The organism is Mycobacterium sp. NGS49 (assembly GCF_059812565.1).
The window spans coordinates 61,674-84,344 of the sequence record NZ_JCALCX010000004.1 but is presented as its reverse complement, the minus strand read 5'-3'; the positions used below and the strand labels follow the sequence as shown (position 1 = coordinate 84,344).

The 22,671-nt window shown below is 68.7% G+C and carries 16 protein-coding genes, 1 tRNA gene and 1 pseudogene; 8 read left to right on the top strand and 10 right to left on the bottom strand.

Annotated elements, in window-relative coordinates:
* Position 1 precedes the first annotated feature (1 nt).
* Positions 2–901, bottom strand: coding sequence for an SDR family NAD(P)-dependent oxidoreductase (locus AC5Y7D_RS05165; RefSeq protein WP_499922242.1), 900 nt, complete (start codon positions 899–901; stop codon positions 2–4).
* 179 nt (positions 902–1,080) lie between these two features.
* Between AC5Y7D_RS05165 and AC5Y7D_RS05160 the strand changes: the two genes are divergently transcribed.
* Together AC5Y7D_RS05160 and AC5Y7D_RS05155 are read left to right on the top strand one after the other, a co-directional pair.
* On the top strand, positions 1,081–1,659 hold the full coding sequence (locus AC5Y7D_RS05160) for a TetR/AcrR family transcriptional regulator (protein ID WP_499922241.1): 579 nt from the start codon (positions 1,081–1,083) through the stop codon (positions 1,657–1,659).
* 152 nt (positions 1,660–1,811) lie between these two features.
* A complete protein-coding gene (locus AC5Y7D_RS05155) occupies positions 1,812–4,049 on the top strand; it encodes an NADP-dependent isocitrate dehydrogenase (protein ID WP_499922240.1) in 2,238 nt (745 codons plus the stop codon).
* On the opposite strand, the gene AC5Y7D_RS05150 is transcribed toward AC5Y7D_RS05155, so the two are convergent.
* The 3 genes from AC5Y7D_RS05150 to AC5Y7D_RS05140 are packed head-to-tail and all read right to left on the bottom strand — an operon-like array spanning position 4,046 to position 7,459.
* Positions 4,046–5,026 (bottom strand): VOC family protein, encoded by a 981-nt coding sequence (locus tag AC5Y7D_RS05150; protein ID WP_499922239.1) that lies wholly within the window; start codon positions 5,024–5,026, stop codon positions 4,046–4,048. The two genes, AC5Y7D_RS05155 and AC5Y7D_RS05150, sit on opposite strands and share 4 nt — an antisense overlap.
* Positions 5,019–5,894, bottom strand: coding sequence for an alpha/beta fold hydrolase (locus AC5Y7D_RS05145; RefSeq protein ID WP_499922238.1), 876 nt, complete (start codon positions 5,892–5,894; stop codon positions 5,019–5,021). Before AC5Y7D_RS05145 ends, AC5Y7D_RS05150 begins: the two co-directional genes overlap by 8 nt.
* The gene (locus tag AC5Y7D_RS05140; RefSeq protein ID WP_499922237.1) at positions 5,891–7,459 is read right to left on the bottom strand and encodes a bifunctional 3-(3-hydroxy-phenyl)propionate/3-hydroxycinnamic acid hydroxylase; all 1,569 of its coding nucleotides are present in this window, start codon (positions 7,457–7,459) and stop codon (positions 5,891–5,893) included. Before AC5Y7D_RS05140 ends, AC5Y7D_RS05145 begins: the two co-directional genes overlap by 4 nt.
* A 102-nt stretch (positions 7,460–7,561) precedes the next feature.
* On the opposite strand from AC5Y7D_RS05140, the gene AC5Y7D_RS05135 reads away from it, so the two are divergent.
* From AC5Y7D_RS05135 to dmpG, 3 genes are read left to right on the top strand one after another with little or no spacing between them, the layout of a single operon-like run.
* On the top strand, positions 7,562–8,329 hold the full coding sequence (locus AC5Y7D_RS05135; protein ID WP_499922236.1) for a 2-keto-4-pentenoate hydratase: 768 nt from the start codon (positions 7,562–7,564) through the stop codon (positions 8,327–8,329).
* Complete coding sequence (locus AC5Y7D_RS05130) at positions 8,326–9,285, top strand: acetaldehyde dehydrogenase (acetylating) (protein ID WP_499922235.1); 960 nt, start codon at positions 8,326–8,328, stop codon at positions 9,283–9,285. Before AC5Y7D_RS05135 ends, AC5Y7D_RS05130 begins: the two co-directional genes overlap by 4 nt.
* Positions 9,282–10,289 carry a 4-hydroxy-2-oxovalerate aldolase gene (dmpG, locus tag AC5Y7D_RS05125; RefSeq protein ID WP_499922234.1) on the top strand — a complete coding sequence of 336 codons (1,008 nt, stop codon included), beginning with the start codon at positions 9,282–9,284 and terminating at the stop codon, positions 10,287–10,289. The genes AC5Y7D_RS05130 and dmpG overlap by 4 nt, the downstream gene beginning before the upstream one ends.
* Here the strand turns inward: dmpG and AC5Y7D_RS05120 are convergent.
* A pseudogene (locus AC5Y7D_RS05120) lies at positions 10,276–10,377 on the bottom strand (hypothetical protein); the annotation flags it as partial. The gene dmpG and the pseudogene AC5Y7D_RS05120 sit on opposite strands and share 14 nt — an antisense overlap.
* A 62-nt stretch (positions 10,378–10,439) precedes the next feature.
* Between AC5Y7D_RS05120 and AC5Y7D_RS05115 the strand changes: the two are divergent.
* Positions 10,440–11,654: an acyl-CoA dehydrogenase family protein gene (locus AC5Y7D_RS05115; protein ID WP_499922233.1), complete on the top strand. Its 1,215-nt coding sequence runs from the start codon at positions 10,440–10,442 to the stop codon at positions 11,652–11,654.
* On the top strand, positions 11,651–12,676 hold the full coding sequence (locus AC5Y7D_RS05110; RefSeq protein WP_499922232.1) for a phosphotransferase family protein: 1,026 nt from the start codon (positions 11,651–11,653) through the stop codon (positions 12,674–12,676). Before AC5Y7D_RS05115 ends, AC5Y7D_RS05110 begins: the two co-directional genes overlap by 4 nt.
* Here AC5Y7D_RS05110 and AC5Y7D_RS05105 read toward each other — a convergent pair.
* From AC5Y7D_RS05105 to AC5Y7D_RS05085, 5 genes are all read right to left on the bottom strand, one after another.
* Positions 12,673–13,932, bottom strand: a complete 1,260-nt coding sequence (locus AC5Y7D_RS05105; RefSeq protein WP_499922231.1) for an adenylate/guanylate cyclase domain-containing protein — start codon at positions 13,930–13,932, stop codon at positions 12,673–12,675. The genes AC5Y7D_RS05110 and AC5Y7D_RS05105 overlap by 4 nt on opposite strands.
* Positions 13,933–13,949: 17 nt before the next feature.
* A complete protein-coding gene (gene selB / locus AC5Y7D_RS05100; RefSeq protein ID WP_499922230.1) occupies positions 13,950–15,725 on the bottom strand; it encodes a selenocysteine-specific translation elongation factor in 1,776 nt (591 codons plus the stop codon).
* A gap of 11 nt (positions 15,726–15,736) precedes the next feature.
* Positions 15,737–17,044 (bottom strand): L-seryl-tRNA(Sec) selenium transferase, encoded by a 1,308-nt coding sequence (selA, locus tag AC5Y7D_RS05095; protein ID WP_499922229.1) that lies wholly within the window; start codon positions 17,042–17,044, stop codon positions 15,737–15,739.
* Between the two features lie 29 nt (positions 17,045–17,073).
* A tRNA-Sec gene (locus tag AC5Y7D_RS05090) sits at positions 17,074–17,167 on the bottom strand.
* Positions 17,168–17,234: 67 nt separating this feature from the next.
* Entirely contained in the window at positions 17,235–21,443 is a 4,209-nt protein-coding gene (locus AC5Y7D_RS05085) for a PE family protein (protein WP_499922228.1), read from the bottom strand.
* A 252-nt stretch (positions 21,444–21,695) separates the two neighbouring features.
* Between AC5Y7D_RS05085 and selD the strand changes: the two genes are divergently transcribed.
* Complete coding sequence (gene selD / locus AC5Y7D_RS05080; protein ID WP_499922227.1) at positions 21,696–22,667, top strand: selenide, water dikinase SelD; 972 nt, start codon at positions 21,696–21,698, stop codon at positions 22,665–22,667.
* Positions 22,668–22,671 lie beyond the last annotated feature (4 nt).

Here is a 22,671-nt window from a genome sequence, read left to right as displayed (position 1 = left end):
TCTAGACGTCGTAGGTGACCCCGGTGAGTTCCTCCGACACCGCCCACAACCGGCGCTGCAGCTCTGCGTCGTGCGACTGTGCACTGGAGGCAACGATTTTCGGGTAGCCCCGGACCTCTGCGAAGCCGTCGGGTCCGTAGTACTGGCCGCCTTGCACGTTCGGGTCGGTGGCGGCACGCAGAGTCGGCAGGGCACCGAGCTCCGCGGGCTGGAACAACGGTTTGCCCAGTCGCCCCATCAGCGGCGGCAAGTGCCGGGTCAGCTCGGTGTCGGAGACGCCGGGGTGCGCCGCGGCCGCAATGGTCGTGCCGTGCGGGGCCAGGCGGCGCTGCAACTCGTAGGTGAACAGCAGGTTGGCCAACTTGGATTGCCCGTACGCGCCGACCCGGCTGTAGCTGCGCTCCCACTGCAGATCGTCGAAATGGATCGCGGCACGGATACGATGTCCGACGCTGCTGACCACGACCACGCGCGATCCGGCGACCGGCAGCAGCCGATCCAGCAGCAGCCCGGTCAAGGCGAAGTGGCCCAGATGATTGGTGCCGAACTGCATTTCGAAACCATCCGCAGTGGTCGACTTGGGCGGATACATGACGCCGGCGTTGTTGATCAGCAGATCAATGCGGTCATGGTCGGAACGCAGTTGCGCCGCGGCGTCCCGTACCGACGCCAGGGAGCCGAGGTCGAGTTCTTGGAGCTGGACGTCGGCGCCCGGCGTCGCGTCATTCAGCCGGGCGACGGCCTGCTTGCCCTTCTCCAGGTTGCGCACGGCCAGCACGACGCGTGCACCGCGGGCAGCGAGAGCGGCGGCCGTCTCGAAGCCGAGGCCGGTATTCGCACCGGTGATCACGGCCGTTCGCCCGGTCTGGTCGGGGATGTCGTTGGTGGTCCATTTCGCCATGGGGCACTCCTCTTTGAGCAGTTGACTCTGCGGTCTGGGCGACGAAGTGCGAGTTGCCGCCACCCTCTGCGCAGGATCATCGCGTAAGGTCTTCAAGAAACGGGGCGAGCGCTCCGCTTGCGACTACTATACGGAACGTACGCCCCGTTTTGTCAACCGTTAGCGTCAGGGGGTCTGTAATGGCGACCGCCGAGCGGCCGGTACGTGCCGACGCCGCGCGTAATCGGGCGCGGGTACTCGACGTCGCCTACCAGACTTTCGCCGCCGAGGGTTTGTCGGTGCCGATAGACGAGATCGCGCGGCGCGCGGGCGTTGGCGCGGGCACCGTCTATCGCCATTTCCCGACCAAGGACGCACTGTTTCAGGCGGTGATCGCCGACCGCATGCACCACCTCATCGATGAAGGACGCGCCCTGCTGAAGTCCGAGGATCCCGGCCAGGCGTTGTTCACGTTCCTGCGATCGATGGTGCTGCAGTGGGGCGCCGCCGACCGGGGCATGGTCGAAGCCCTGGCCGGCATCGGGATAGATGTCAACAAAGCGGTCCCGCAGGCAGAAGAGGAATTTCTGAGCATGCTGGGTGAGCTGCTGCGCGCCGCCCAACAAGCCGGTACCGCCCGGCCGGATGTCGGTGTGCCGGAAGTGAAAACACTGCTCGTCGGATGTCAGGCAATGCAGGGATACAACGCCGACCTGGCCGAGCGGGTGACCGATGTCGCGTTGGATGGACTGCGACACGACGGACTGCGACAGAGCTGATCGGTACCTTGCTGCGGCGCACGGGTGGGCTGGGACAGCGAACCGACGACGTCTCCTACCGCAGCGGCCGCCGTACGTTAGGGTCGCTGGTGTGGCTGGCGATGAACTGAGCCCCTCACAATCGGACCGACACTGACGCCGGGAGAACACGCATGAGCGCCGAGCAGCCGACCATCATCTACACGCTGACCGACGAGGCGCCACTGCTGGCGACCTACGCATTTCTGCCGATAGTCCGCGCCTTCGCGGAGCCGGCGGGCATCACCGTAAAGACGAGCGACATCTCGGTGGCCGCGCGAATCCTGGCGCAGTTCTCCGATTACCTGGACGAAGATCAGCGCGTTCCCGACAACCTCGGCGAATTGGGCAAGCTGACCCAGGACCCGGACACCAACATCATCAAGCTGCCCAATATCAGTGCCTCGGTGCCGCAGCTGGTGTCTGCCATCAAGGAACTGCAGAGCAAGGGCTACAAGATTCCGGACTTTCCGCAGAATCCGAAGACCGACGAGGAGAAGGAGCTGCGGCAGCGCTACGGGAACTGCCTGGGCAGTGCGGTCAACCCGGTACTGCGCGAAGGCAACTCGGACCGTCGCGCACCCAAGGCGGTCAAGGAGTACGCGCGCAAGCACCCGCACAGCATGAGCGAGTGGTCCATGGCGTCGCGTACGCACGTAGCGACCATGAAGCACGGCGACTTCTATCACAGCGAGAAGTCGATGACGCTGGACCGGGCTCGCAACGTGAAGATGGTGCTGGAGACCGAGAGCGGGAAGACGCTCGAGCTCAAGCCGAAGGTTGAGCTGCTCGCAGGCGACGTCATCGACAGCATGTTCATGAGCAAGAAGGCCCTGTGCGACTTCTACGAAGAGCAGATGCAGGATGCGCACAAGACCGGCGTGATGTTCTCGCTGCACGTCAAGGCGACCATGATGAAAGTCAGCCACCCGATCGTGTTCGGGCATGCGGTGCGCATCTTCTACAAAGACGCCTTCGAGAAGCACCAGGAGCTGTTCGACGAGCTGGGCGTTAACGTGAACAACGGACTGGTCGACCTCTACAACAAGATCGAGTCGCTGCCCGCCTCACTGCACGACGAGATCATCCGCGACCTGCACGCCTGCCACGAACACCGGCCCGAACTGGCGATGGTCGACTCGGCCAAAGGCATTTCGAACTTTCACTCGCCCAGCGACGTGATCGTCGACGCGTCCATGCCGGCGATGATCCGGGCCGGCGGCAAGATGTGGGGCGCCGACGGGCGGCCCAAGGACACCAAGGCCGTCAACCCCGAGTCCACCTTCTCCCGCATCTACCAGGAGATCATCAACTTCTGTAAGACGAACGGCCAGTTCGACCCGACGACGATGGGCACCGTCCCCAACGTCGGCCTGATGGCCCAGCAGGCCGAGGAATACGGCTCCCACGACAAGACCTTCGAGGTCCCCGAGGGCGGCGTCGCCAACATCGTCGATATCGAGACCGGCGAGGTGCTGCTCAGCCAGAACGTCGAAGAAGGCGACATCTGGCGCATGCCGATCGTGCGGGACGAGCCGATTCGCGACTGGGTCAAGCTGGCCGTCAACCGGGCGCGCAACTCCGGGATGCCGGTGTTGTTCTGGCTCGACCCGTACCGGCCGCACGAGAACGAATTGATCAAGAAGGTCAAGACGTATCTGAAAGATCACGACACCGAGGGACTCGACATTCAGATCATGTCCCAGGTGCGTTCGATGCGGTACACGCTGGAGCGCCTGGTGCGCGGGCTGGACACCATCGCCGCCACCGGCAACATCCTGCGCGACTACCTCACCGACCTGTTCCCGATCCTGGAGCTCGGCACCAGCGCGAAGATGCTGTCCATCGTGCCGCTGATGGCCGGCGGCGGCATGTATGAAACCGGGGCCGGGGGTTCGGCGCCCAAGCACGTGCACCAGTTGGTGGAGGAGAATCACCTGCGCTGGGACTCCCTCGGCGAGTTCCTGGCGTTGGGTGCCTGTTTCGAGGACATCGGCATCAAGACCGGCAACGAGCGCGCCAAGATCCTGGGCAAGACGCTGGACGACGCGATCGGCAAGCTGCTGGAGAACGACAAGAGCCCGTCGCGCAAGACCGGCGAACTCGACAACCGGGGCAGCCAGTTCTACCTCGCCCTGTATTGGGCGCAGGAGCTCGCCGCGCAGGAGGACGACGAAGAGCTGAAGAAGCACTTCGCCTCGCTCGCCGAGGCGTTGGCGAAGAACGAAGAGACCATCGTGAGCGAGCTGAATGCGGTGCAGGGCAAGGAAGCCGACATCGGCGGCTACTACTACCCGGACCCGGACAAGACGACGGCGGTGATGCGGCCCAGCAAGACGTTCAACGACGCCTTGGCGGCCGCGCGCGACTAGGTGCCGGCCAATGCCGGCACGGTGTCCTCGCGGTGCAGCAACGATTGTGCCCCGATCTTGAACTGGTGCAGTTTGTCCAGGATCGTCTGGCCTTCCGGGGTGTGGCCCCAGATGCTGATGCCCTGGTATGTCGTTGGCTCCCAGGTGGTTTCGTCGACGACGACTGGATTCCAGCCCAGCTCCCATTCGAAGCCGGACGGGGTCACCGCGTAGAAGGACAGTTCCCGGTCGTTGGTGTGCTGGCCGACCCCGAGCGCCATGTCGAAGCCGAGTTGCTTGACCCGCTGATAGGCCGTGGTCATGTCGTCGAGGTCGGCGACCTGGATGTTGCAGTGCTGCACCCGCGTACGAATCGGGTTGAGCGGCAGGCGGTTCACCGCCGCGACCGCGACGGAGTGGTGACGCTCGTTGACCCTCAGGAAGCGGATCTTGAACTTGAGTCCGCTGATGGTTTCATCGATGTAGTCGCTCAACCTGGCGTCGAACACGGTCTGGTAATAACCGCGCACCTGCTCCGGCTTCTTGCTGGTGAGCGCGACGTGGCCCAAACCGGAAGCGCCGGTGACGAATTCGGCACGGGTGTCGAGTGGGACGGTGCTGGTCTGCGCGCGGGTGAAGATCTCCTGAGTCAGGCCGTTGGGTCCGGGGAATCGCACCAGGCGCTCGACACCGCGCAACGCGGCCTCTTCGGCTGTGCCGTCGGCGACGGGAACGCCGTGACCGGTGACCCGGGACAGGATCTCGTCGAAGGCATTGTGGTCGTCGAGTTCCCAGCCGAGCGTCGTGACATCTTCGGCGGGTCCGCGCTGCAGCAGGAAGCGGCAGGCGTGATCGTCGACCCGGAAGCGCTGAACGTCGGGCAACGCGTCGTCGAGATGCATGCCGATGGCGTCGCGGCCGAACCGCCGCCACTCGGCGAACTTGTTCGTCTCGATAACCAGATAGCCGAGGTGGACCCGACCGAACACGTTACGCATGAGCCAACCTCGAATCCTTCTGCAGGAACTCGCAAACCATCTCGTTGAAGAGTTCCGCGCGTTCCCACTGCAACCAGTGTCCGGTGTGGGACGTCATCACCAGTTCGGCATTGGGCATCATGTTGAGCAACATCGGTCCGCCCGAGGGCCGATTGACCTTGTCGTCGCGTCCCCAGAGCACCAATGTCGGTGTTTGCAGCCGCTTCAGCCGCGAATCTCGGGTGAGGTCCATGCGCCACGCAGTGCGCAGCGCCAGGGGTCCCGACGGACGGCTCAGCGGCGGATTGGCCACCACTTCCGGATCGACCGAAGCCTGGTAGCGCAGGTCGATCAGATCGTCGGGCACCGAGTCACCCTCGTAGACAAGGTAGTCGCGGATGAAGGTCGCAAGTTTCTCGCGGCTGGGGCCACCGCCGCTGTAGTAGGACAACAGCCTGTTGAGCCCGGCGGTGGGCAACGCACGGGTAATTCCGATTCCGCCGGGACCCATCAACACCAATTTTTCGGCCCGTCCCGGGGTGTCCAGCGCCAGTCGCAACGCGGCCGCGCCGCCGTAGGAGTTGCCGACCAGATGCGCGGCCTTGATGCCGAGTTCGTCGAGCAGTCCCCGAATCATGTCGGCGACGTAACCGATGGGGTCGGAGTGGTTCAGTGTCTTGGTGGAGCGCCCATACCCGGGCATGTCGGGAACGATCACGCGGAAACGTTGCGCGAGTGCTTCGATATTGCGGGAGTAGTTCGACACTCCGGAGGCACCGGGTCCGCCGCCGTGCAACAGCACAACGGGGGTCCCGCTGCCGCTTTCGGCGAAGAAGATCGGTCGGCCGTTGACGAAGACGGTCTGTTCGGCGAGTTCGGTGCTGGTCATGCGGGTACTCCGTTCGAGATCGGTGTCGCGGCGCTTTCGGTGCAGTCCAAGGATTGGGGCGGCGGGGGTAGCAGACCGGCGGAATCCGCGGCTGCGTAGATGAATCCGTCCGGGCGGACGATCACCGCTGTTGCCTTGTGCTTGCTGAGCCAAGCCGTCAGCGTGGCGTCGCGAACTGCCAGAGTCATGACGCCGCGCAGCAGCCACGCCTGCGCCCCGGCCGGGAGCGCGCCGGTGTGCAGCAGCGCCCAACGGCCCTGCAGCACGTCGTCGAGGCGCGTGGTGGCGCCGGTGTCGTCGGCCACTCGGGGTTGGATGATCTGCCTGCCTACGGCTTTGTGTCCGCCGGCGAAGAAGCCGTCGGCATAGTGCGCCTCGGGAACCCAGTACAGCTTCTGGCCCTGCCGGGTGATGGCCGGCACTTTGGTGATCACCCGCAGCAGGTGGTTCCGCATGGCCGCGAGCACCGCGTTGCGCTCGGTGATGACGCGGCCCATCAGCACCGCCCGCCTGGTGATTTCCGTGACATGTGGCTTGCGTTCGCTCTCATAAGAATTCAGCAGCGCCTCGGGCGCCCGGCCGTGCAGCACCGCGGCCAGCTTCCAGCACAGGTTGGCGACGTCGCGAACACCGGCGGCCATGCCCTGGCCGATCCACGGCGGCATGGCATGTGCGGCGTCACCGGCCAGAAACACCCGGCCCACGCGCCACCTGTCCGCTGTGCGCACATGGTGGCGGTAGATCACGGCCCGCAATACCTTGACGTGCTCGTCGGTGATGCCCTGTTCATTGAGCACCTTCCAGACGGCCTCATCGCTAACGAGATATTCGTCGGTGTCGCCGTTAGTGGCCGGGTACTCCCACCGGTGATGCCCCAGCGGTGTCGGGCAGTCGACGGTAGGGCGGGCCGGATTGCAGTGAAACCTCAAGCGGTCGTGGGTATCCCACTCCTGAAGGACTTTGGTGTCGATGACCACCCATCGTTCGCTGTACGTCTTGCCCGAGTAGCCGACACCCAGCTGACCGCGTGTCGGTGACGATCCGCCGTCAGCCGCAATCACGTAGGAGGCGCGGATCCGCTTGAAAAGGTCGGAGCGCAAGTCGGCCAGCATCAGCTCGACGTGGTCGCCCTTGTTCAGCACCCGCAGACATTCGTGCTCGAGCATCAGCTCCACGTTGTCGAAGCGGGCCACTCCTTCGCGCAGGACGTGGTCGACCGCCGGCTGGTAGATGAACTGCTGCGGGGGATGCCCGCAGCCGTGTCCGGTGATCGTCGTCTCGTAGAACGGGGCGCCGTCAGCGTCGACGAAGGCCACCGGACGATCGGGAAGCATGTCCTGCTGCAGGCGGTCGGCCAGACCCGCCGACTGCCATATCCGCATCACTTCCTCGTCCGTCGAGATGGCGCGGGCCCGACTGTAGACGTCGGGATCACGCTCGATGACAACGACTTTCAAGCCTTGCTTGCCCAACAGGTTGGCAGCCGTGGCACCGACCGGCCCGTAGCCGACGATCGCCACGTCGTAGTCCTGCGTCGCGGAACGGTGTGCTTCCGAATCGCTCACTTCTGACTCTCATTCTTCGGGTGTCGCCGTCGACACTTGTACTGTAGTGATCCCTACGGTAATGTAGCGATCACTACGGAGTCAATAGCCCAAGGAGATCTCGTGCTCACCGATACCGCCGACGCCCTCTGGATAGCCGCACGCGATCGCACCCCGATCCGTCCGCCGACAGAGTCCTTCCCTGGCCTGCGCGTCGCGGACGCCTACCAGATCCAGCAGGTGAACCTGCAGCGCCGACTGGCCGCCGGTGCCGTCCTGGTGGGCCGCAAGATCGGGCTGACCTCCAAGGCGATGCAAAAGCTGCTCGGTGTCGACGAACCGGATTTCGGCTATGTCCTCGACGACATGGTGATCGCCGGGGGAAGTGTCGAAGCCTCGCGATTCTGCAGTCCCCGGGTGGAGCCCGAGATTGCCTTCCTGTTGCGCGATTCGCTGCGTGGCCCCGGCCTGACGGTCGCGGACGTCTATGCCGCAACGCACTCCGTAGCTGCGGCGCTGGAGATCGTCGACAGCCGCATCGCTGACTGGCAGCTCACTCTGGTCGATACCGTCGCGGACAATGCGAGCTCGGGAGCGGTAGCCATCGGCGACTGGGTCCCCTGCACGGACGACCTCGGGCTGACGCAGGTCGTCGCGTCGCTCGTCCTCAACGGCACCGAAGTCGACCGGGGCACCGGTGCTGCGGTGATGGGCGACCCCGCGGCAGCCGTCGCGTGGCTGGGCAATGCGCTGGCCGAGTACGACACCGAACTGGCTGCCGGCCAGTTCGTCATGTCCGGGTCGTTCACCACCGCCGCATTCGTGCAATCCGGCGATACCGCAACCGCGGCCATCGGCACACTGGGCACCGTCTCGCTGAGCTTCACATGAGGAAACCAGCAGTGGCACAGGGTGACTGGCCGGTCGCGATCATCGGCTCGGGCAACATCGGCACCGACCTGATGATGAAGATTCTGCGTAGCGACGGGCCGTTGCGGGTCGCCGCCATGGTCGGCATCGACCGTTCTTCCGACGGACTGGCCCGCGCCCGACGGCTACACGTCCCCACCACGGCCGACGGTGTGGACGGACTGCTGGCCATGCCGCACTTCGCTGATATCAGGCTGGTGTTCGACGCCACGGCGGCCGCCGCCCACCGCGACAACTGGGCACGGCTGCAGCCGACCGGAGTGCGCATGCTCGACCTCACTCCCGCCGCCGTCGGGCCCTACTGCGTCCCGGTGGTCAACATCGACGAACACCTCGACGCCCAAAACCTGAACATGGTGACCTGCGGCGGCCAGTCCACGGTGCCGATCGTCGCCGCGGTGGCCGCACACGGCATCGTCTCCTACGCCGAGATCGTCTCGGCCATCTCGTCTAAGTCGGCGGGTCCCGGAACGCGGGCCAACATCGACGAGTTCATCGAAACAACCGCGGCCGCATTGCAATCGATCGGCGGAGCGCAACGCGGCAAGGCCGTCATGATCCTCAACCCGGCTCATCCGCCCGTCCTGATGCGCAACACCGTCTACTGTCTGGTCGACGGGGAGGCCGACCATGGGGCGATCGAGGCGTCGATCATCGACATGGTGGCACGCGTCAACGCCTACGTGCCCGGCTACCGGCTCACCCAGGGCGTGCAGTTCGAGACCTTCACCGCCGAAAACCCGCTCTATATCCCCGAAACGGGCAAGTTCACCGGCACCCGGGTCACCACCATGATCGAAGTGGCCGGGGCGGGCGACTATCTGCCCGCTTATGCCGGCAATCTCGACATCATGACCTCCGCCGCGCAGGCCACCGCCGAACACATTGCCCGCCAAACAGCCGGAGCAGCATCATGACTCAGCTCTACATCAGCGACGTCACGTTGCGCGACGGGATGCACGCCGTCCGGCACCAGTACACGCTGCGGCAGGCGGCGAAGATCGCCGCCGCACTCGACGCCGCCGGAGTCGACTCCATCGAAGTCGCCCACGGCGACGGACTGGCCGGGTCCAGCTGCGTCTACGGCTTCGGCGCCCACACCGACCTGGAGTGGATCGAGGCCGTCGCCGACGTGCTGCGGCACGCGCGGGTCGCGACGCTGGTGCTGCCCGGCATCGGCAGCGTGCGCAACCTGAAAGACGCGCACCGCGCCGGCGCCACCGTGGTACGCGTCGCCACGCACTGCACCGAAGCCGACACGTCCGCCCGGCACATCGCCGCCGCGCGCGAACTCGGCATGGACACCGCCGGATTCCTGATGATGAGCCACCTGAGCACCCCGGCCGCACTGGCCGAACAGGCGAGGCTCATGGAGAGCTACGGGGCCACCTGCGTCTACGTGGTCGATTCCGGCGGCGCGATGACGATGCGCGACGTCACCGAGCGCGTCGACGCGGTACGGCAAACCCTCTCAGCCACAACGCAAATCGGAATCCACGCGCACCACAACCTGGCGCTGGGCGTGGCCAACTCGATCGTTGCGGTGGAGCACGGGGCCGTCCGGGTCGATGCGTCCTTGACCGGGATGGGCGCGGGCGCGGGGAACGCGCCTTTGGAAGTGTTCGTCGCCGCCGCGGACAAACTGGGCTGGCCGCACGGGTGCGACCTGCACGCACTGCAGGACGCCGCCGACGATCTGGTCCGTCCCCTGCAGGACCGGCCTGTTCGGGTGGATCGCGAAACATTGACCCTCGGCTACGCCGGCGTGTATTCGAGCTTCCTGCGGCACGCCGAGAATGCCTCAGCCCGCTACGGCATCGACGCCCGCGCGTTGCTGGAAGAGGCGGGCCGCCGCGGCATGATCGGCGGGCAGGAAGACATGCTGGTCGACATCGCCCTGGATCTGGTCAGTGGACGATGACGCCGCGGATGTTCTTGCCGTCCCGTAAGTCCTGGTAGGCCTGGTCGACATCTTCGAGGCGGTACTTCGCGCTCACCAGTTCTTCGAGGCAGCACCCGGTTGGCGATGCCGCGGGCGGAGTCACCACGTCGGTGGTGTAGACCACTGAGTATGTCCTTGTTTGATCTCTCCGAGCGCGCCCAGCAGTACCAGTCGGACCTGCTCGAGTTCATGGATTCGCATATCTACCCGTCCGAAGCCGTCTACGACGAACAGATGCGCGAGGCGGGCGACCCGCACTTCCACCCGCCGATCTTGGAAGACCTCAAGGCCGAGGCACGAAAACGCGGATTGTGGAACCTGTTTCACCCGCACCCCGAGTGGGGGCCTGGGCTGACCAATCTCGAGTACGCACCGCTGGCCGAGGTCATGGGCCGCAGTCATATCGCTTCGGAGGCGTGCAACTGCAGTGCCCCGGACACCGGAAACATGGAGGTGCTGACACTGTTCGGCACCGAGGAGCACAAGGAGCGTTACCTCAAGCCACTCCTGGACGGCAAGATCCGGTCGGCGTTCGCGATGACCGAGCCGGCGGTCGCCAGCTCCGACGCCACCAACGTCGAGATGTCCATGGTCCGCGACGGTGACGACTATGTCCTGAACGGCCGGAAGTGGTTCGCCTCCAACGGGATGCACCGCAACTGCAAGGTGCTGATCGTGATGGGCAAGACCGACCCGACCGCCGCGCCGCACCGCCAGCAGTCGATGATGGTGGTGCCGATCGACGCCCCGGGCATCGCGGTTCGGCGCAACCTGTCGGTCTTCGGCTACCAGGACCGCGAGGGCCACGCGGAAATCGACTTCGTGGACGTGCGGGTGCCGTCGAAGGACGTGCTCAAGGGCGAAGGCGAAGGCTTCGCGATCAGCCAGGCCCGGCTGGGCCCGGGCCGCATCCACCACTGCATGCGCGCCATCGGCATGGCTGAGCGGGCCCTGGAGCTGCTGTGCAGACGCGCCGAGTCCCGTATCGCCTTCGGCAAACCCATCAGCGCCAACGCCAACATCCGCGACTGGATCGCCGAGTCCCGGATCGACATCGAGATGATCCGGCTCCTCACCATGAAGGCCGCGTACCTGATGGACACGGTCGGCAACAAGGAGGCGAGAACCGAGATCGCGGCCATCAAGGTCGCCGCGCCGAACATCGCTCTGAAGATCATCGACCGCGCCATCCAGGTGCACGGCGGCGGCGGCGTCACCGACGACTTCCCATTGGCCATGGCGTGGGCGCACCTGCGCACCTTGCGGCTCGCCGACGGTCCCGACGAGGTGCACAAGCGGTCTATCGCCAGTCAGGAGCTACGTAAGTACCGGGCACCGAAGTGACGGTGGTAGGCCTCGAACCCGATGCGGTGGCACGCTGGCTCACCGAGCTTGGCATCGAGTTCGAGTCGCCCTTGCAGTTTCAGCGAATCGGGCTCGGGCAGTCGAATCTGACGTACCGGGTCAGCGACGCCGCGGGCCGCGCCTGGGTGTTGCGCCGCCCACCTCTGGGCCACCTGCTGGCCTCGGCGCATGACGTGCTGCGGGAAGCGCGCATCATCGCCGCGCTGGCCGACACGCCAGTTCCGGTGCCTGGAATCCTTTCCACCACAACCGATTCGCAGTTCTCCGACGTGCCGCTGGTGCTGATGGAGTTCGTCGACGGGTTGGTGGTCGACACCATGGGAGTCGCCGAAGCGCTGACGCCGCAGCAACGGCATCGGATTGCCTTAGACCTGCCGCGCACCCTGGCCAAGATCCACGCGGTCGACCTCGACGAGGTCGGGCTGGCGGACCTGGCCAGCCACAAGCCATATGCGCAGCGACAGCTCAAACGCTGGGCGGGGCAATGGGAGCTCTCGAAGACCCGCGAACTGCCCGAACTCGACGACCTCACCCGCCGGCTGGCTGCCGCGGCGCCCGAACAGCGCGAAGTCAGCTTGGTGCACGGCGACTTTCACCTGCGCAACCTGATCACCTCACCGGAGACCGGTGAAATCGTGGCGACGCTGGATTGGGAGTTGTCCACGCTGGGCGATCCGCTGGCCGATATGGGCAGCCTGCTCACCTACTGGGCCGAGCCCGGTGAAGCGCTCAGCGGTGACTACGCGCCGTCGACGTTGGAGGGGTTCCCGGACCGCGCCGAGATGACCCGGCTGTACCTGGATGAGACGGGTCGCGATCCGGCCGCGCTGCACTACTGGCACGTACTCGGCCTGTGGAAGCTGGCGATCATCGCCGAGGGCGTGATGCGCCGGGCGATGGACGAACCCCAGAACAAGGCATCGGCCGGAACTCCCGTCGTCGCCTGGATCGACGCCCGGGTACAGAAGGCACGCGAAATCGCGGACGCGGCAGGGATCTAACCCGCCGGCACAGCTCTACCGACCAGATACCAGGTGTGCATCACGCCTTTCCCCTTGACCTCGATGTCACCGCGCTCCTCGAAGACGAAGTCATCCTTGAGCCGGTCGTACACCTCCTGGGGCACCTGAATCCGGCCCTCGACGTCAGTGGTCTCCATCCGTGCCGCGACGTTCACCGCATCGCCCCACACGTCGTAGAAGAACTTGCGCGCCCCGACCACACCGGCCACCACGGGCCCGACCGCCAAACCGATTCGCAGCGGAACCGCCCGCCCGCGGGGATCTTTCAGACCGGTCACCGCGTGGGACATATCCAGCGCGAGCTGCGCCAGCGCCTCGAGGTGGTCCTGGCGAGGTTCCGGTACCCCGCTGACGACCATGTACGAATCGCCGCTCGTCTTGATCTTCTCCAGCCCGTGCCGGTCAACAAGGGCATCCAGTTGGGTAAAGAGCTGATCCAGAAATCGGACCAGGTCGGTGGGTGCGGTGTCACTTGCTCGGCTCGTGAATCCTGCGATATCGGCGAACAGCACCGAGGCGTCGTCATATCTGTCGGCGATCACGCTTCGCTCCGAGTACTTCAACCGCTCAGCGACCTTGGCCGGCAGGATGTTGGCGAGCAACGCCTCGGATCGCTGGTATTCCGCTTCGATCACCCTTTCGGCGCGGGTGATATCGCGTAGCGCGGACCATACGATCGCGATCACCATCAGCCACGACGACGCCACCGACACGATATAGCCGAATGTATACGCCCAATCAGGTTGCCCGTTCATTGTTTCGGGCACCGTGAGCTGCAGCACGACTGTCAATACCGCGCCGACTGCCGCCATCAGCGACGCCAGTGCGATGTGGTCGATGCCAATGACCAACACGATGATCGACGCACCCACCAGGTAGTAGAACTGGATTCCCGATCCGGTACCGACCCGCAGGCAAAGAACGGTGATCAGGACGTATGCCGCCGTGATGAAAGCCATTGGTGCGACGAGTTCCCCGTACCGATACAGCAGCGGAATCCCAAGGTAGACGACGGTACTGACGGCGCTGAGCAGCCCGATCGACATCCCGCCAGTCCCGACGAGAAGCGAAACCAATGTGTAAAAGCCGCTGACAAAGGCGCCGATACGGGTGGCTCTACCGAGCACGCGCCGCTGGCGGGCAAGGCTTTTCGGATACGCCGTGCTGCGCGGCGGGACACGCCGGCGCCGACTCGTGACCGGCACCGCGGCCGCTGAACGCGCTTCAGGCGCCATTCGTGCAGGATAGTCGGTCAGCGCACGACTTCGCGGTGGCCGGCATCGACACGACGGGTCCAACCGCGCGCATCGAGGTATTCGAGCAGCGGAACTGCGACCCGCCTGGTGGTGTTGAGTGCCTGGCGCGCTTGGCTTGTCGTGAATGGCTGATCGAGCGTGGCCAACGTGCGCATCGCCAGCGCGGGCGCATTCGGAAGCAGCACCACGCCGTCCCGCAGTCGCAACAGGCGCTCGGCGCGTTGGGCGGCGGCCAGTTCGCGGGTGCCGAGTTTCAGCGCCTGCAGTTCGTAGACCTCCGGCGCCCGGAACGGTTCTGCCTGCAAACGGATTTCCAACTCATGCACCGATGCTTCGGCATGCCCGAGTGCGTTCTGCGCGCCTGGTAGCCGGATGTGGCCGCCGCGCTGCTCGAGTCCGGCAGCACCGGCAACGGAATCCAGCAGCATGTCGTCAGGCAGCGCCAGCAGGTCCGCTGCGGCACCCCGGGATAGGCCCTCGGCCAACGGATCTCGCGCATACAGCTCTTCGACGGCGGCACGCAGCCGTCGTTGCCACCCCTCGTGTGTCGGGCCGTGCACCCACCAACCGTCACACACCCGCACCTGGGCCGGCACCGCGTGTGGCAGCAGCCCAAGACGGCGCAGGTGACTTTCGCGCACGGCGCCCCGGCGCGCCACTTCCGCCGCGAGGTCACCGCCGGCCTCCGACCGCGCCAAGGCCGCCGCCCGGCGGGCGCTGTCACCGCGTCGGCGCAGGGCGGGAGGATCGGCATCGAGCACCTCGGCACCGCCCAGCACGCGCGCGCTGCCCGGGTCGCGCAGCACCAGCCGATCGCCGAGCACCAACGGCAGTGGCCGATCGAGGGCGAGCCGGCCATGCTCCTGATCGAACGGTCGCAGCCGTACCGGCACGGCCGCCGTCCCGACATGCGCGACCAGCTGCGTCGGTGCCTCGCTCCACGGACCGCCGGAGGTGCGACGCACGTCGATCAGTCGGGTACTCGGCCAGGCGCCGGGGGTGATCAGCGCGTCGCCGCGGCGGACGGCGTCGCGGGGAACGCCGCGAAGGTTCAACGCCACCCGCGCCACCGGTTGAAGCGCGGGGTAGGGCTGTCCGCAACTCTGCAGACCGCGGATGGTCACCGTTCGGGTGCGCGACGCGCCCACCAGGTCCAGTCGGTCGCCGACCGACAGCATGCCGGCCGGCAACGTTCCGGTCACCACCGTGCCGGCACCGGTGATGGTGAAGGAGCGGTCCACCCACAGCCGCAGTCGGGAGCTGGTCACCGGCGCCGGCACCTGCGCGAGCACGTCGTCCAGGGCGGCGCGCAACTCGGTGAGACCGCTGCCCGCGACAGCCGACACGATGACGCCGGGCGCGGCGCGCAACCCGGTGCCGGCCAACTCGGTACGCGCCTGCGCAAGCACCTCGGCCCCGCGCCCGGGAGCCCGGTCGGCGCGGCTGATCACAATGAGGCCGTGCCGAATGCCCAGTGCCGCAACGGCATCGCGATGGTCATCGGACTGCGCCTGCCAGCCCTCGTCGGCGGCCACGACGAAGCAGACCACCGGAGTGGGACCCAGGCCGGCCAGCGTATTGCCCAGGAAACGCTGGTGGCCGGGTACATCCACAAAGGCGACCTGACGCCCCGAGGCCAACGTGGTCCAGGCGAAGCCGAGGTCGATGGTCAGGCCACGGCGACGCTCCTCCTCCCAGCGGTCGGGCTCCATGCCGGTGAGCGCGTGGATCAGCGTGCTCTTGCCATGGTCCACGTGGCCCGCGGTGGCCACGACGTGTGTGCTCAGGGTTCCACACCCAGCGCCGTGCGCACCGCGGCCAGCAGGCGGTCGTCGTCATCCTCGGCAATGCAGCGCAGGTCGAGCAGGCAGGCGCCGTCGTGCACCCGGGGCAGCACAGCCGGTGCCCCCGTCCGCAGCGGTGCGGCGGCCCACTCCGGCAAGCGGACCGCCCAGCCCGGGAGTGGCACGCCGGGGGCGCCCCCGCCGCCGACGCGGCCGTCATGGGCGACGACCATCGCGCCGACCGCCTTGGCCAACCGTTCGGTGCGGACCCGCAACCGGCCGGGATCGGCGTGCAGGGCTTCGGTGACCGGTGATGCGCCGGCGCGCACCGTCGCCTCGAGCGCGGCCAGGGTCAGCTTGTCGGCGCGGACCGCCCGGGCCAGCGGGTGCCGCGCCAGCGTGGCTACCAGATCGGCGCGGCCGAGCACGAGGCCGGCCTGGGGACCGCCGAGAAGTTTGTCTCCGCTCCCGGTGACCACGTCGGCGCCCTGCGCCAGCGCGGTGGCGGCATCGGGCTCGTCGGGCAGCAGCGGATCCGGAGCCAGCAGTCCGCTGCCCAGGTCGGCGATCAGCGGGATGTGCTTGGCTGCGGTCAACGTGTGCAGTTCGGCGAGCGACGCGGCGGCGGTGAACCCGTCCATCCGGAAGTTGCTCTGGTGCACCTTGAGCACACAGCCGGTCTCCGGACCGATCGCCGCCGCGTAGTCGTTGAGATGCGTGCGGTTGGTGGTGCCGACCTCGCGCAGTAGGGCGCCGGTCGAGGCGATCAGATCGGGCAGCCGGAACCCCGCGCCGATCTCGATCAGCTCGCCGCGGCTCACCACCACCTCGGCACCGGCGGACAGCGCGGTGGTCGCCAGCACCAGTGCGGCGGCACCGTTGTTGACCACCAGCGCGTCCTCGGCTGCGGCACAGGCGTTCAGCAGCGCCTCACGGACGGTGACGCCGCGCTTGGATCGGGTGCCGGTGGCGAGGTCGAGTTCGACATCGACGTAGCCACTGGCCGCTATCAGTGCTTCGACCGCACCCGCGGCCAGCGGTGCGCGGCCCAGGTTGGTGTGGACGACGACGCCGGTGCCGTTGAGCACCGGCCGCAACGCGGTGGTCGGCTGGCTTGCCAAGGCCGTCTCGACGACGTGGGACACCTGCTCGGGCGCCAGTTCGCCGCGGCGTGCCCGCTCCTGGATGTCGCGCACCACCTCGCGGACAGCCTTGTCGCCCAGTCTAATTCGCTGCGACCGCACGGCCGGCAGGGCCAGCAACTGATCCGTGCGCGGAATCAATCGGCGTGGGTCGAGCTGAGTCACGTGACCTCTCGGCTTGCTGGTTGGCATGCGCGGAGGCGGACGGGAATCGAACCCGCCAGACCGAGATGCTCGATCTCACCGGTTTTGAAGACCGGGGGGACCACCAGGAACCCAAACGCCTCCATGGGCAAACGTACCTGCGCCGCCCGGAGACCGCGTACGGCATGCCGTGTGCTACCCGATCGGCAGCTCAGGCCAATCCGCCGGCGCCGCCGGCACCGCCGCCGTTGCCGTAGATGCCGCCCTTGCCGCCCGCGCCGCCCGTACCGCCGACAGGCGGCAAGCCGAGGGTTCCGGCAACACCGCTCGCGCCCTTACCACCTGCCTGACCGACATTGCCGTTGCCGGCGGCGCCGCCGGTCCCGCCGTTGCCCGCGTTGCCGCCGGCAGAGCCGTTGCCGCCGTTGCCGCCCGTACCGCCACTGCCGGTGGCGGTACCGCCGACACCGCCGTTGCCGACGGTGCTGGATCCGCCGCCGTTGCCGCCGCCAAACTTGCCGCCGGTGCCACCCTGCCCGCCGTTGCCGGCGACCCCACCCGAGCCCCCGGTACCGCCGTTGCCGCCGGTGCCACCAGTGCCATTCTGTCCGCCGTTGCCGCCATTTCCGGCGGTGCCGCCGGCAGTCGAGTTGTTACCGCCTGCTCCGCCGGCGCCACCGGTCGCGGTCCCGACGGGATTGTTGGAGCCGCCGTTGCCGCCGGCGCCGCCTTGGCCACCCGTGCCGGAGACAGAGCTGCCACCGTTACCGCCCGCCCCGCCGGCTCCCGCGTTGCCGCCGTTGCCGCCGTTGCCGCCGGTGCCGCTGACCGAGCCGATGCCGGTGCTGACGCCGCCGGCGCCGCCCTTGCCGCCGAAGCCCCCGTTGCCGCCGAGGCCACCGGTGCCGCCGGCGCCGCCGGTGCCGGAAACCGCGGCGCCGCCATGTCCGCCGGCCCCGCCGGCACCGCCCGAAGCCGCGTTGCCGCCGGCGCTGCTGGTGCCGGCGGTCACTCCGGTGCCGCCTTGGGCGCCGGTGCCGCCGCGGCTGATGATGCCGTCGGAGCTGCCGCCGTTGCCACCGGCGCCGCCGCCACCGCCGTTGCCCGACCCCAGCGCCGCTCCGCCCTGCCCGCCGGCACCGCCAACGCCGGCCGTCGGAGTGAGGCCGGAGCCACCGTTGCCGGCGATGCCGGCGTTGCCGCCCGTGCCGCCGGCGCTGCTGTCGCCGGCACCGGCGTTGCCGCCGTTGCCATTGGCGCCGCCCGCCCCGCCCTTGCCGCCGGCACCGCCGTTTCCGGTGCCCGTGCCCGCTCCGCCTTGCCCGCCGGCACCGCCCGCGCCGCCGTCACCGCCGTTGCCGCCGTTGCCGCCGCTGGCGCCGGTGCCGGTATTGGTGAAGCTGAAGCCGTTGCCGCCGACGCCGCCGTTGGCGCCGGCACCGCCGATGCCGCCCGTACCACCGTTGCCCGATGTCGTTCCACCTGCGCCGCCGTTGCCACCGTTGCCGCCAGCTCCGCCCGCGCCGGCGGTCGTGCCGTTCACGCTTCCACTGATGCCGTTGGTGCCGTTGGAGCCGGCGCTGCCGCTGCCACCGTTGCCGCCGTTGCCGCCGTTGCCGACCACCGCGGCCGTGCCGCCTTGGCCGCCGGCCCCACCATTGCCGCCATTGCCGAAGTTGGCGGTGCCGCCGTTGCCCCCGACCCCACCGGTACCGCCGGCGTTGCTGCTGTCCCCATTGCCGCCCTGACCACCGGTGCCACCGGTGCCGGCAGTACCGCCCTTGCCGGCCGTGCCACCCAATCCGCCGTTGCCGCCGGCGCCGGCCGCGCTGAGGTTCGCGTCGGCTCCTTGGCCGCCGGTGCCCCCGGTGCCGCCGTTGAAGCCGGTGCCTCCGGTGCCGCCCTGACCGCCGACGCCGCCAGTGCCCGCGATACCTCCGGTGCCGGCAGTACCGCCGAGGCCGCCCGTGCCGCCCTGACCGCCGGCACTGTTGTTGCCGTTGCCGCCGCGGCCGCCGGCCCCACCATTGCCGCCGCGAGTACCGGCGCCGTTCCCCGCGCTGCCGTCACCGCCGGAACCGCCAGTGCCGGCGGCGCCACCATTGCCGGCCGCGCCACCCTGGCCGCCGGCGCCGCCCTGACCGCCGCTGTCGCCGACGCCGGCTTGTCCGCCCTGACCGCCGGCACCGCCCTTGCCGCCGGCGAAGCCCGTACCGCCCTGACCGCCAGCACCGCCAGCACCGCCAGCACCGGCGGTGGCGCCGCCACCACCGCTGACGCCGCCCTGACCGCCTTCGCCGCCGGTCCCCCCGGCAGCGCCGTTGCCGACGGCGCCGACCCCGCCGGTGCCACCGGCCCCACCATTGAAGCCGGCGTCACCGGTACCGCCGGCGCCGCCGAGGCCGCCGGTGCCGGCGGTGCCGCCCGAACCGGCCTGGCCGCCCTGGCCGCCTGCGCCGCCCTTGCCGCCGACGCTGCCGAGTCCGTCGCCGCCCGAGCCGCCAATGCCGCCGGTGCCGCCGGCGAATCCGCTGGCACCAGCCCCACCCTTGCCTCCCGCGCCGCCGGTTCCGGCACCAAGGCCGTTGCCGCCCCTGCCGCCGAGACCGCCCAGGCCGCCGGCGGTGGTGGTGCCGGACGCCCCTTGACCGCCGTTTCCGCCGTTGCCGCCGACTCCGGTAGTGCCGCCGGAAAGACCGGCGCCGCCGTCGCCGCCGCTGCCGCCGTCACCCGCGACGCCGAGCACCCCACCTGCACCGACCGCTCCGGTGGTGCCGCCGTCACCGCCGTCGCCGCCGGCACCCCCGCGCCCGGCGTTGGTCGCGCTGGAACCGCCCTGACCGCCATGCCCACCGGCACCCCCGGCCCCGCCGCTGCCGCGGACCCCACCCGCGCCACCAGCGTCCCCGCCGGCCCCGCCCTTGCCGCCGCTGCCACCGGCGCCGCCGTCGTCACCACTGCCGACCGCACCCGCGGCGCCACTGCCCGCCTCGCCGCCGGCCCCGCCGTCACCACCGGCACCCACCGCGCCGCTGCCCGCCACTCCCCCGGTCCCCGCCGCGCCGCCACTCCCGCCGTCACCACCGGCCCCACCACTACCGCCGGCCGCACCCGAGACCGCCAACGGATCCCCGGCCGCGTGATAGCCCGCGCCCCCCGCACCCCCGGCACCCCCGGCACCACCACTGCCGTTGCTGCCGCCGGGTGCGCCGCCACCCTTGCCGCCGGCGCCACCAGCACCACCGTCGAACCCGTTGCCGCCGGGGCCGGAACCCGAATCGCCGGCTCCGCCGGCGCCGCCGACACCGCCGTTGCCGCCCACGCCCGCACCGCCGGCGGCACCGTTGGCTCCCATGAACCCGCCGGCCCCACCGGCACCGCCCAGTCCGGCGTTACCGCCGTTTCCGGCGTTGCCTCCGTGGCCGCCATCGGCCGCAAAACTCACACCGGTGCCACCCGCCCCGCCGTCACCGCCGAGGCCGCCGTTGCCGCCGACGCCCCCCGTACCGGCCGAACTGAACAGGCCCAAACCGGTGCCGCCTGCCCCTCCGTTACCACCCGCGCCGCCGGCAAATCCGGACTCACCGGCCCCGACCACCGCACCACCACCGGGGGTGCCGGCAGCGCCCGCGTCACCGGCTCCTCCGGCACCGCCGGCGCCACCGTGACCGGCCGCCCAGCCCAGCAGCGCACGGCTCGCACCGCCTACCCCGCCGGCACCTCCGTTGCCGCCGGCCACGCCATAGCCGACCCCGGTCGAGCCGACCCCACCGGCGCCGCCCACGCCGCCGTTGCCGGCTAACAGACCGCCCGCGCCGCCGGCTCCGCCGGTGCCGCCGCTCGCGCCGCTCCCGGCGTATGCCGTGCCCCCCGCGCCGCCAGCCCCGCCGCGCCCGAACAGCCCGGCGGCCCCGCCGGCGCCACCCATTCCACCGCCCGGATTGGCGGCCGTTCCGGCCACGCCAGAACCACCATTGCCGCCGCGACCCCACAAGATCCCGCCGGCGCCGCCGGCCTGCCCCGTCCCGGGCGCCCCGTTGGTTCCGTCGCCGATCAGCGGACGTCCCAACAACGTGTTGGAAGGTGCGTTGATCACGGCCAAGATGTCTCGCTCGAGTGTCTGCAGCGGCGACACGCTAGCGGCTTCGGTCGCACCATACAACCGCGCACCTGAGCTCAATGCCTGCACGAACTGCTCGTGGAATGTCGCCACCCGCGCATTCAGCGCCTGGTACTCACGGGCGTGAGTGCCGAACAGCTGCGCGATCGCTGCCGACACCTCGTCCTGCGCGGCCGCAAGCACCTGTGTCGTGGAACCCGCCGCCGCCGAATTCGCCTGCGCGAGCGTCCACCGGATGGCGCTCAGGTCCTCCGCCGCTGCAGCCAACGCCTCGGGAACAGCGAACAGGGAAGGCGACATCCGAACTCCCATCGTTGCGGTAGGACCGGCATCGCCGCTTCGATGCGGTCAGACCGGAGACACTACGCGTGTCGAATAACGATGCAAAGATGCCGGAGCATGAATTTCTCTGCGGGAAAGGCGAATTCGGCGACTGCGACGGTGGGAACAGGCACTTTTCATGGCTGAATCCAAGGCGATTCACATGTTCGGTCCGGCCGTTCTCTTGAGCTGTCTACAGCCACGGCCAGTGCCGCCTCGTACGCTCAGGCGATGACCCGACTCACCGGCTACGCGCACGGCGGGGGCTGTGCCTGCAAGATACCGCCGGGCGAGCTCGAAGAGGCAGTGCGGGGATTGACCGGCCAGTCGGGCGAGAACGTGCTGGTGGGCCTGGACGACGGCGACGACGCCGCCGCGGTGCTGGTCGGCGACCTCGCGGTGCTGTCGACGGCGGACTTCTTCACCCCGGTGGTGGACGACGCCTACGACTGGGGACGCATCGCCGCCGCCAACGCGCTGTCCGACATCTACGCGATGGGCGGGCGGCCGGTGGTCGCGATCAACCTGGTCGGCTGGCCGCGTGAGGTGCTGCCGCTGGAGCTGATGACGGAGGTGCTGCGCGGCGGCCTTGCGGTGGCGTCGGAAGCAGGGTGCCCCGTCATCGGGGGACACTCCATCGACGACCCGGAACCCAAATACGGCATGGCCGTCACCGGAGTGGCCGACCCCGCGCGGTTGCTTCGCAACGACGCCGCCCAACCAGGTCTGCCGCTCACCCTCACCAAACCGCTCGGCGTCGGCCTACTCAACAACCGGCACAAGCAGACCGGCGAGGTGTGCCAAGAAGCCATCGACGTCATGACCCGGCTCAACCGCGATGCCGCGACGGCGGCACTGCAAGCCGGTGCCAGAGCGGCCACCGACGTCACCGGCTTCGGGCTGCTGGGACACCTGCACAAGATGTGCCGGGCCTCCGGCGTCGGCGCTGTCATCGACCGCGCCGCGGTGCCGGTGATCGAGTCGGCACGCCTGGCGCTGCAAGACGGGTTCGTCTCGGGCGGCACCCGCCGCAATCTCGACTGGGTCCGGCCCCACCTCGACACCGCCACCGGCGTCACCGAAGACGACCTGCTGCTGCTGGCCGACGCGCAGACCTCCGGCGGGCTGCTGGTCGTCGGCGAACTACCCGGTTACCCGGTCATCGGGCACACGGTCGCGGGCCAGGGCATCGAAATTCGCTGACCCG

Bases quoted from the DNA above. Each gene is read 5' to 3' on its own strand.
- AC5Y7D_RS05165 (WP_499922242.1), bottom strand. From the start codon at position 901: ATGGCGAAATGGACCACCAACGACATCCCCGACCAGACCGGGCGAACG.
- AC5Y7D_RS05160 (WP_499922241.1), top strand. From the start codon at position 1,081: ATGGCGACCGCCGAGCGGCCGGTACGTGCCGACGCCGCGCGTAATCGG.
- AC5Y7D_RS05155 (WP_499922240.1), top strand. From the start codon at position 1,812: ATGAGCGCCGAGCAGCCGACCATCATCTACACGCTGACCGACGAGGCG.
- AC5Y7D_RS05150 (WP_499922239.1), bottom strand. From the start codon at position 5,026: ATGCGTAACGTGTTCGGTCGGGTCCACCTCGGCTATCTGGTTATCGAG.
- AC5Y7D_RS05145 (WP_499922238.1), bottom strand. From the start codon at position 5,894: ATGACCAGCACCGAACTCGCCGAACAGACCGTCTTCGTCAACGGCCGA.
- AC5Y7D_RS05130 (WP_499922235.1), top strand. From the start codon at position 8,326: ATGAGGAAACCAGCAGTGGCACAGGGTGACTGGCCGGTCGCGATCATC.
- dmpG (WP_499922234.1), top strand. From the start codon at position 9,282: ATGACTCAGCTCTACATCAGCGACGTCACGTTGCGCGACGGGATGCAC.
- AC5Y7D_RS05115 (WP_499922233.1), top strand. From the start codon at position 10,440: ATGTCCTTGTTTGATCTCTCCGAGCGCGCCCAGCAGTACCAGTCGGAC.
- AC5Y7D_RS05105 (WP_499922231.1), bottom strand. From the start codon at position 13,932: ATGGCGCCTGAAGCGCGTTCAGCGGCCGCGGTGCCGGTCACGAGTCGG.
- AC5Y7D_RS05085 (WP_499922228.1), bottom strand. From the start codon at position 21,443: ATGTCGCCTTCCCTGTTCGCTGTTCCCGAGGCGTTGGCTGCAGCGGCG.
- selD (WP_499922227.1), top strand. From the start codon at position 21,696: ATGACCCGACTCACCGGCTACGCGCACGGCGGGGGCTGTGCCTGCAAG.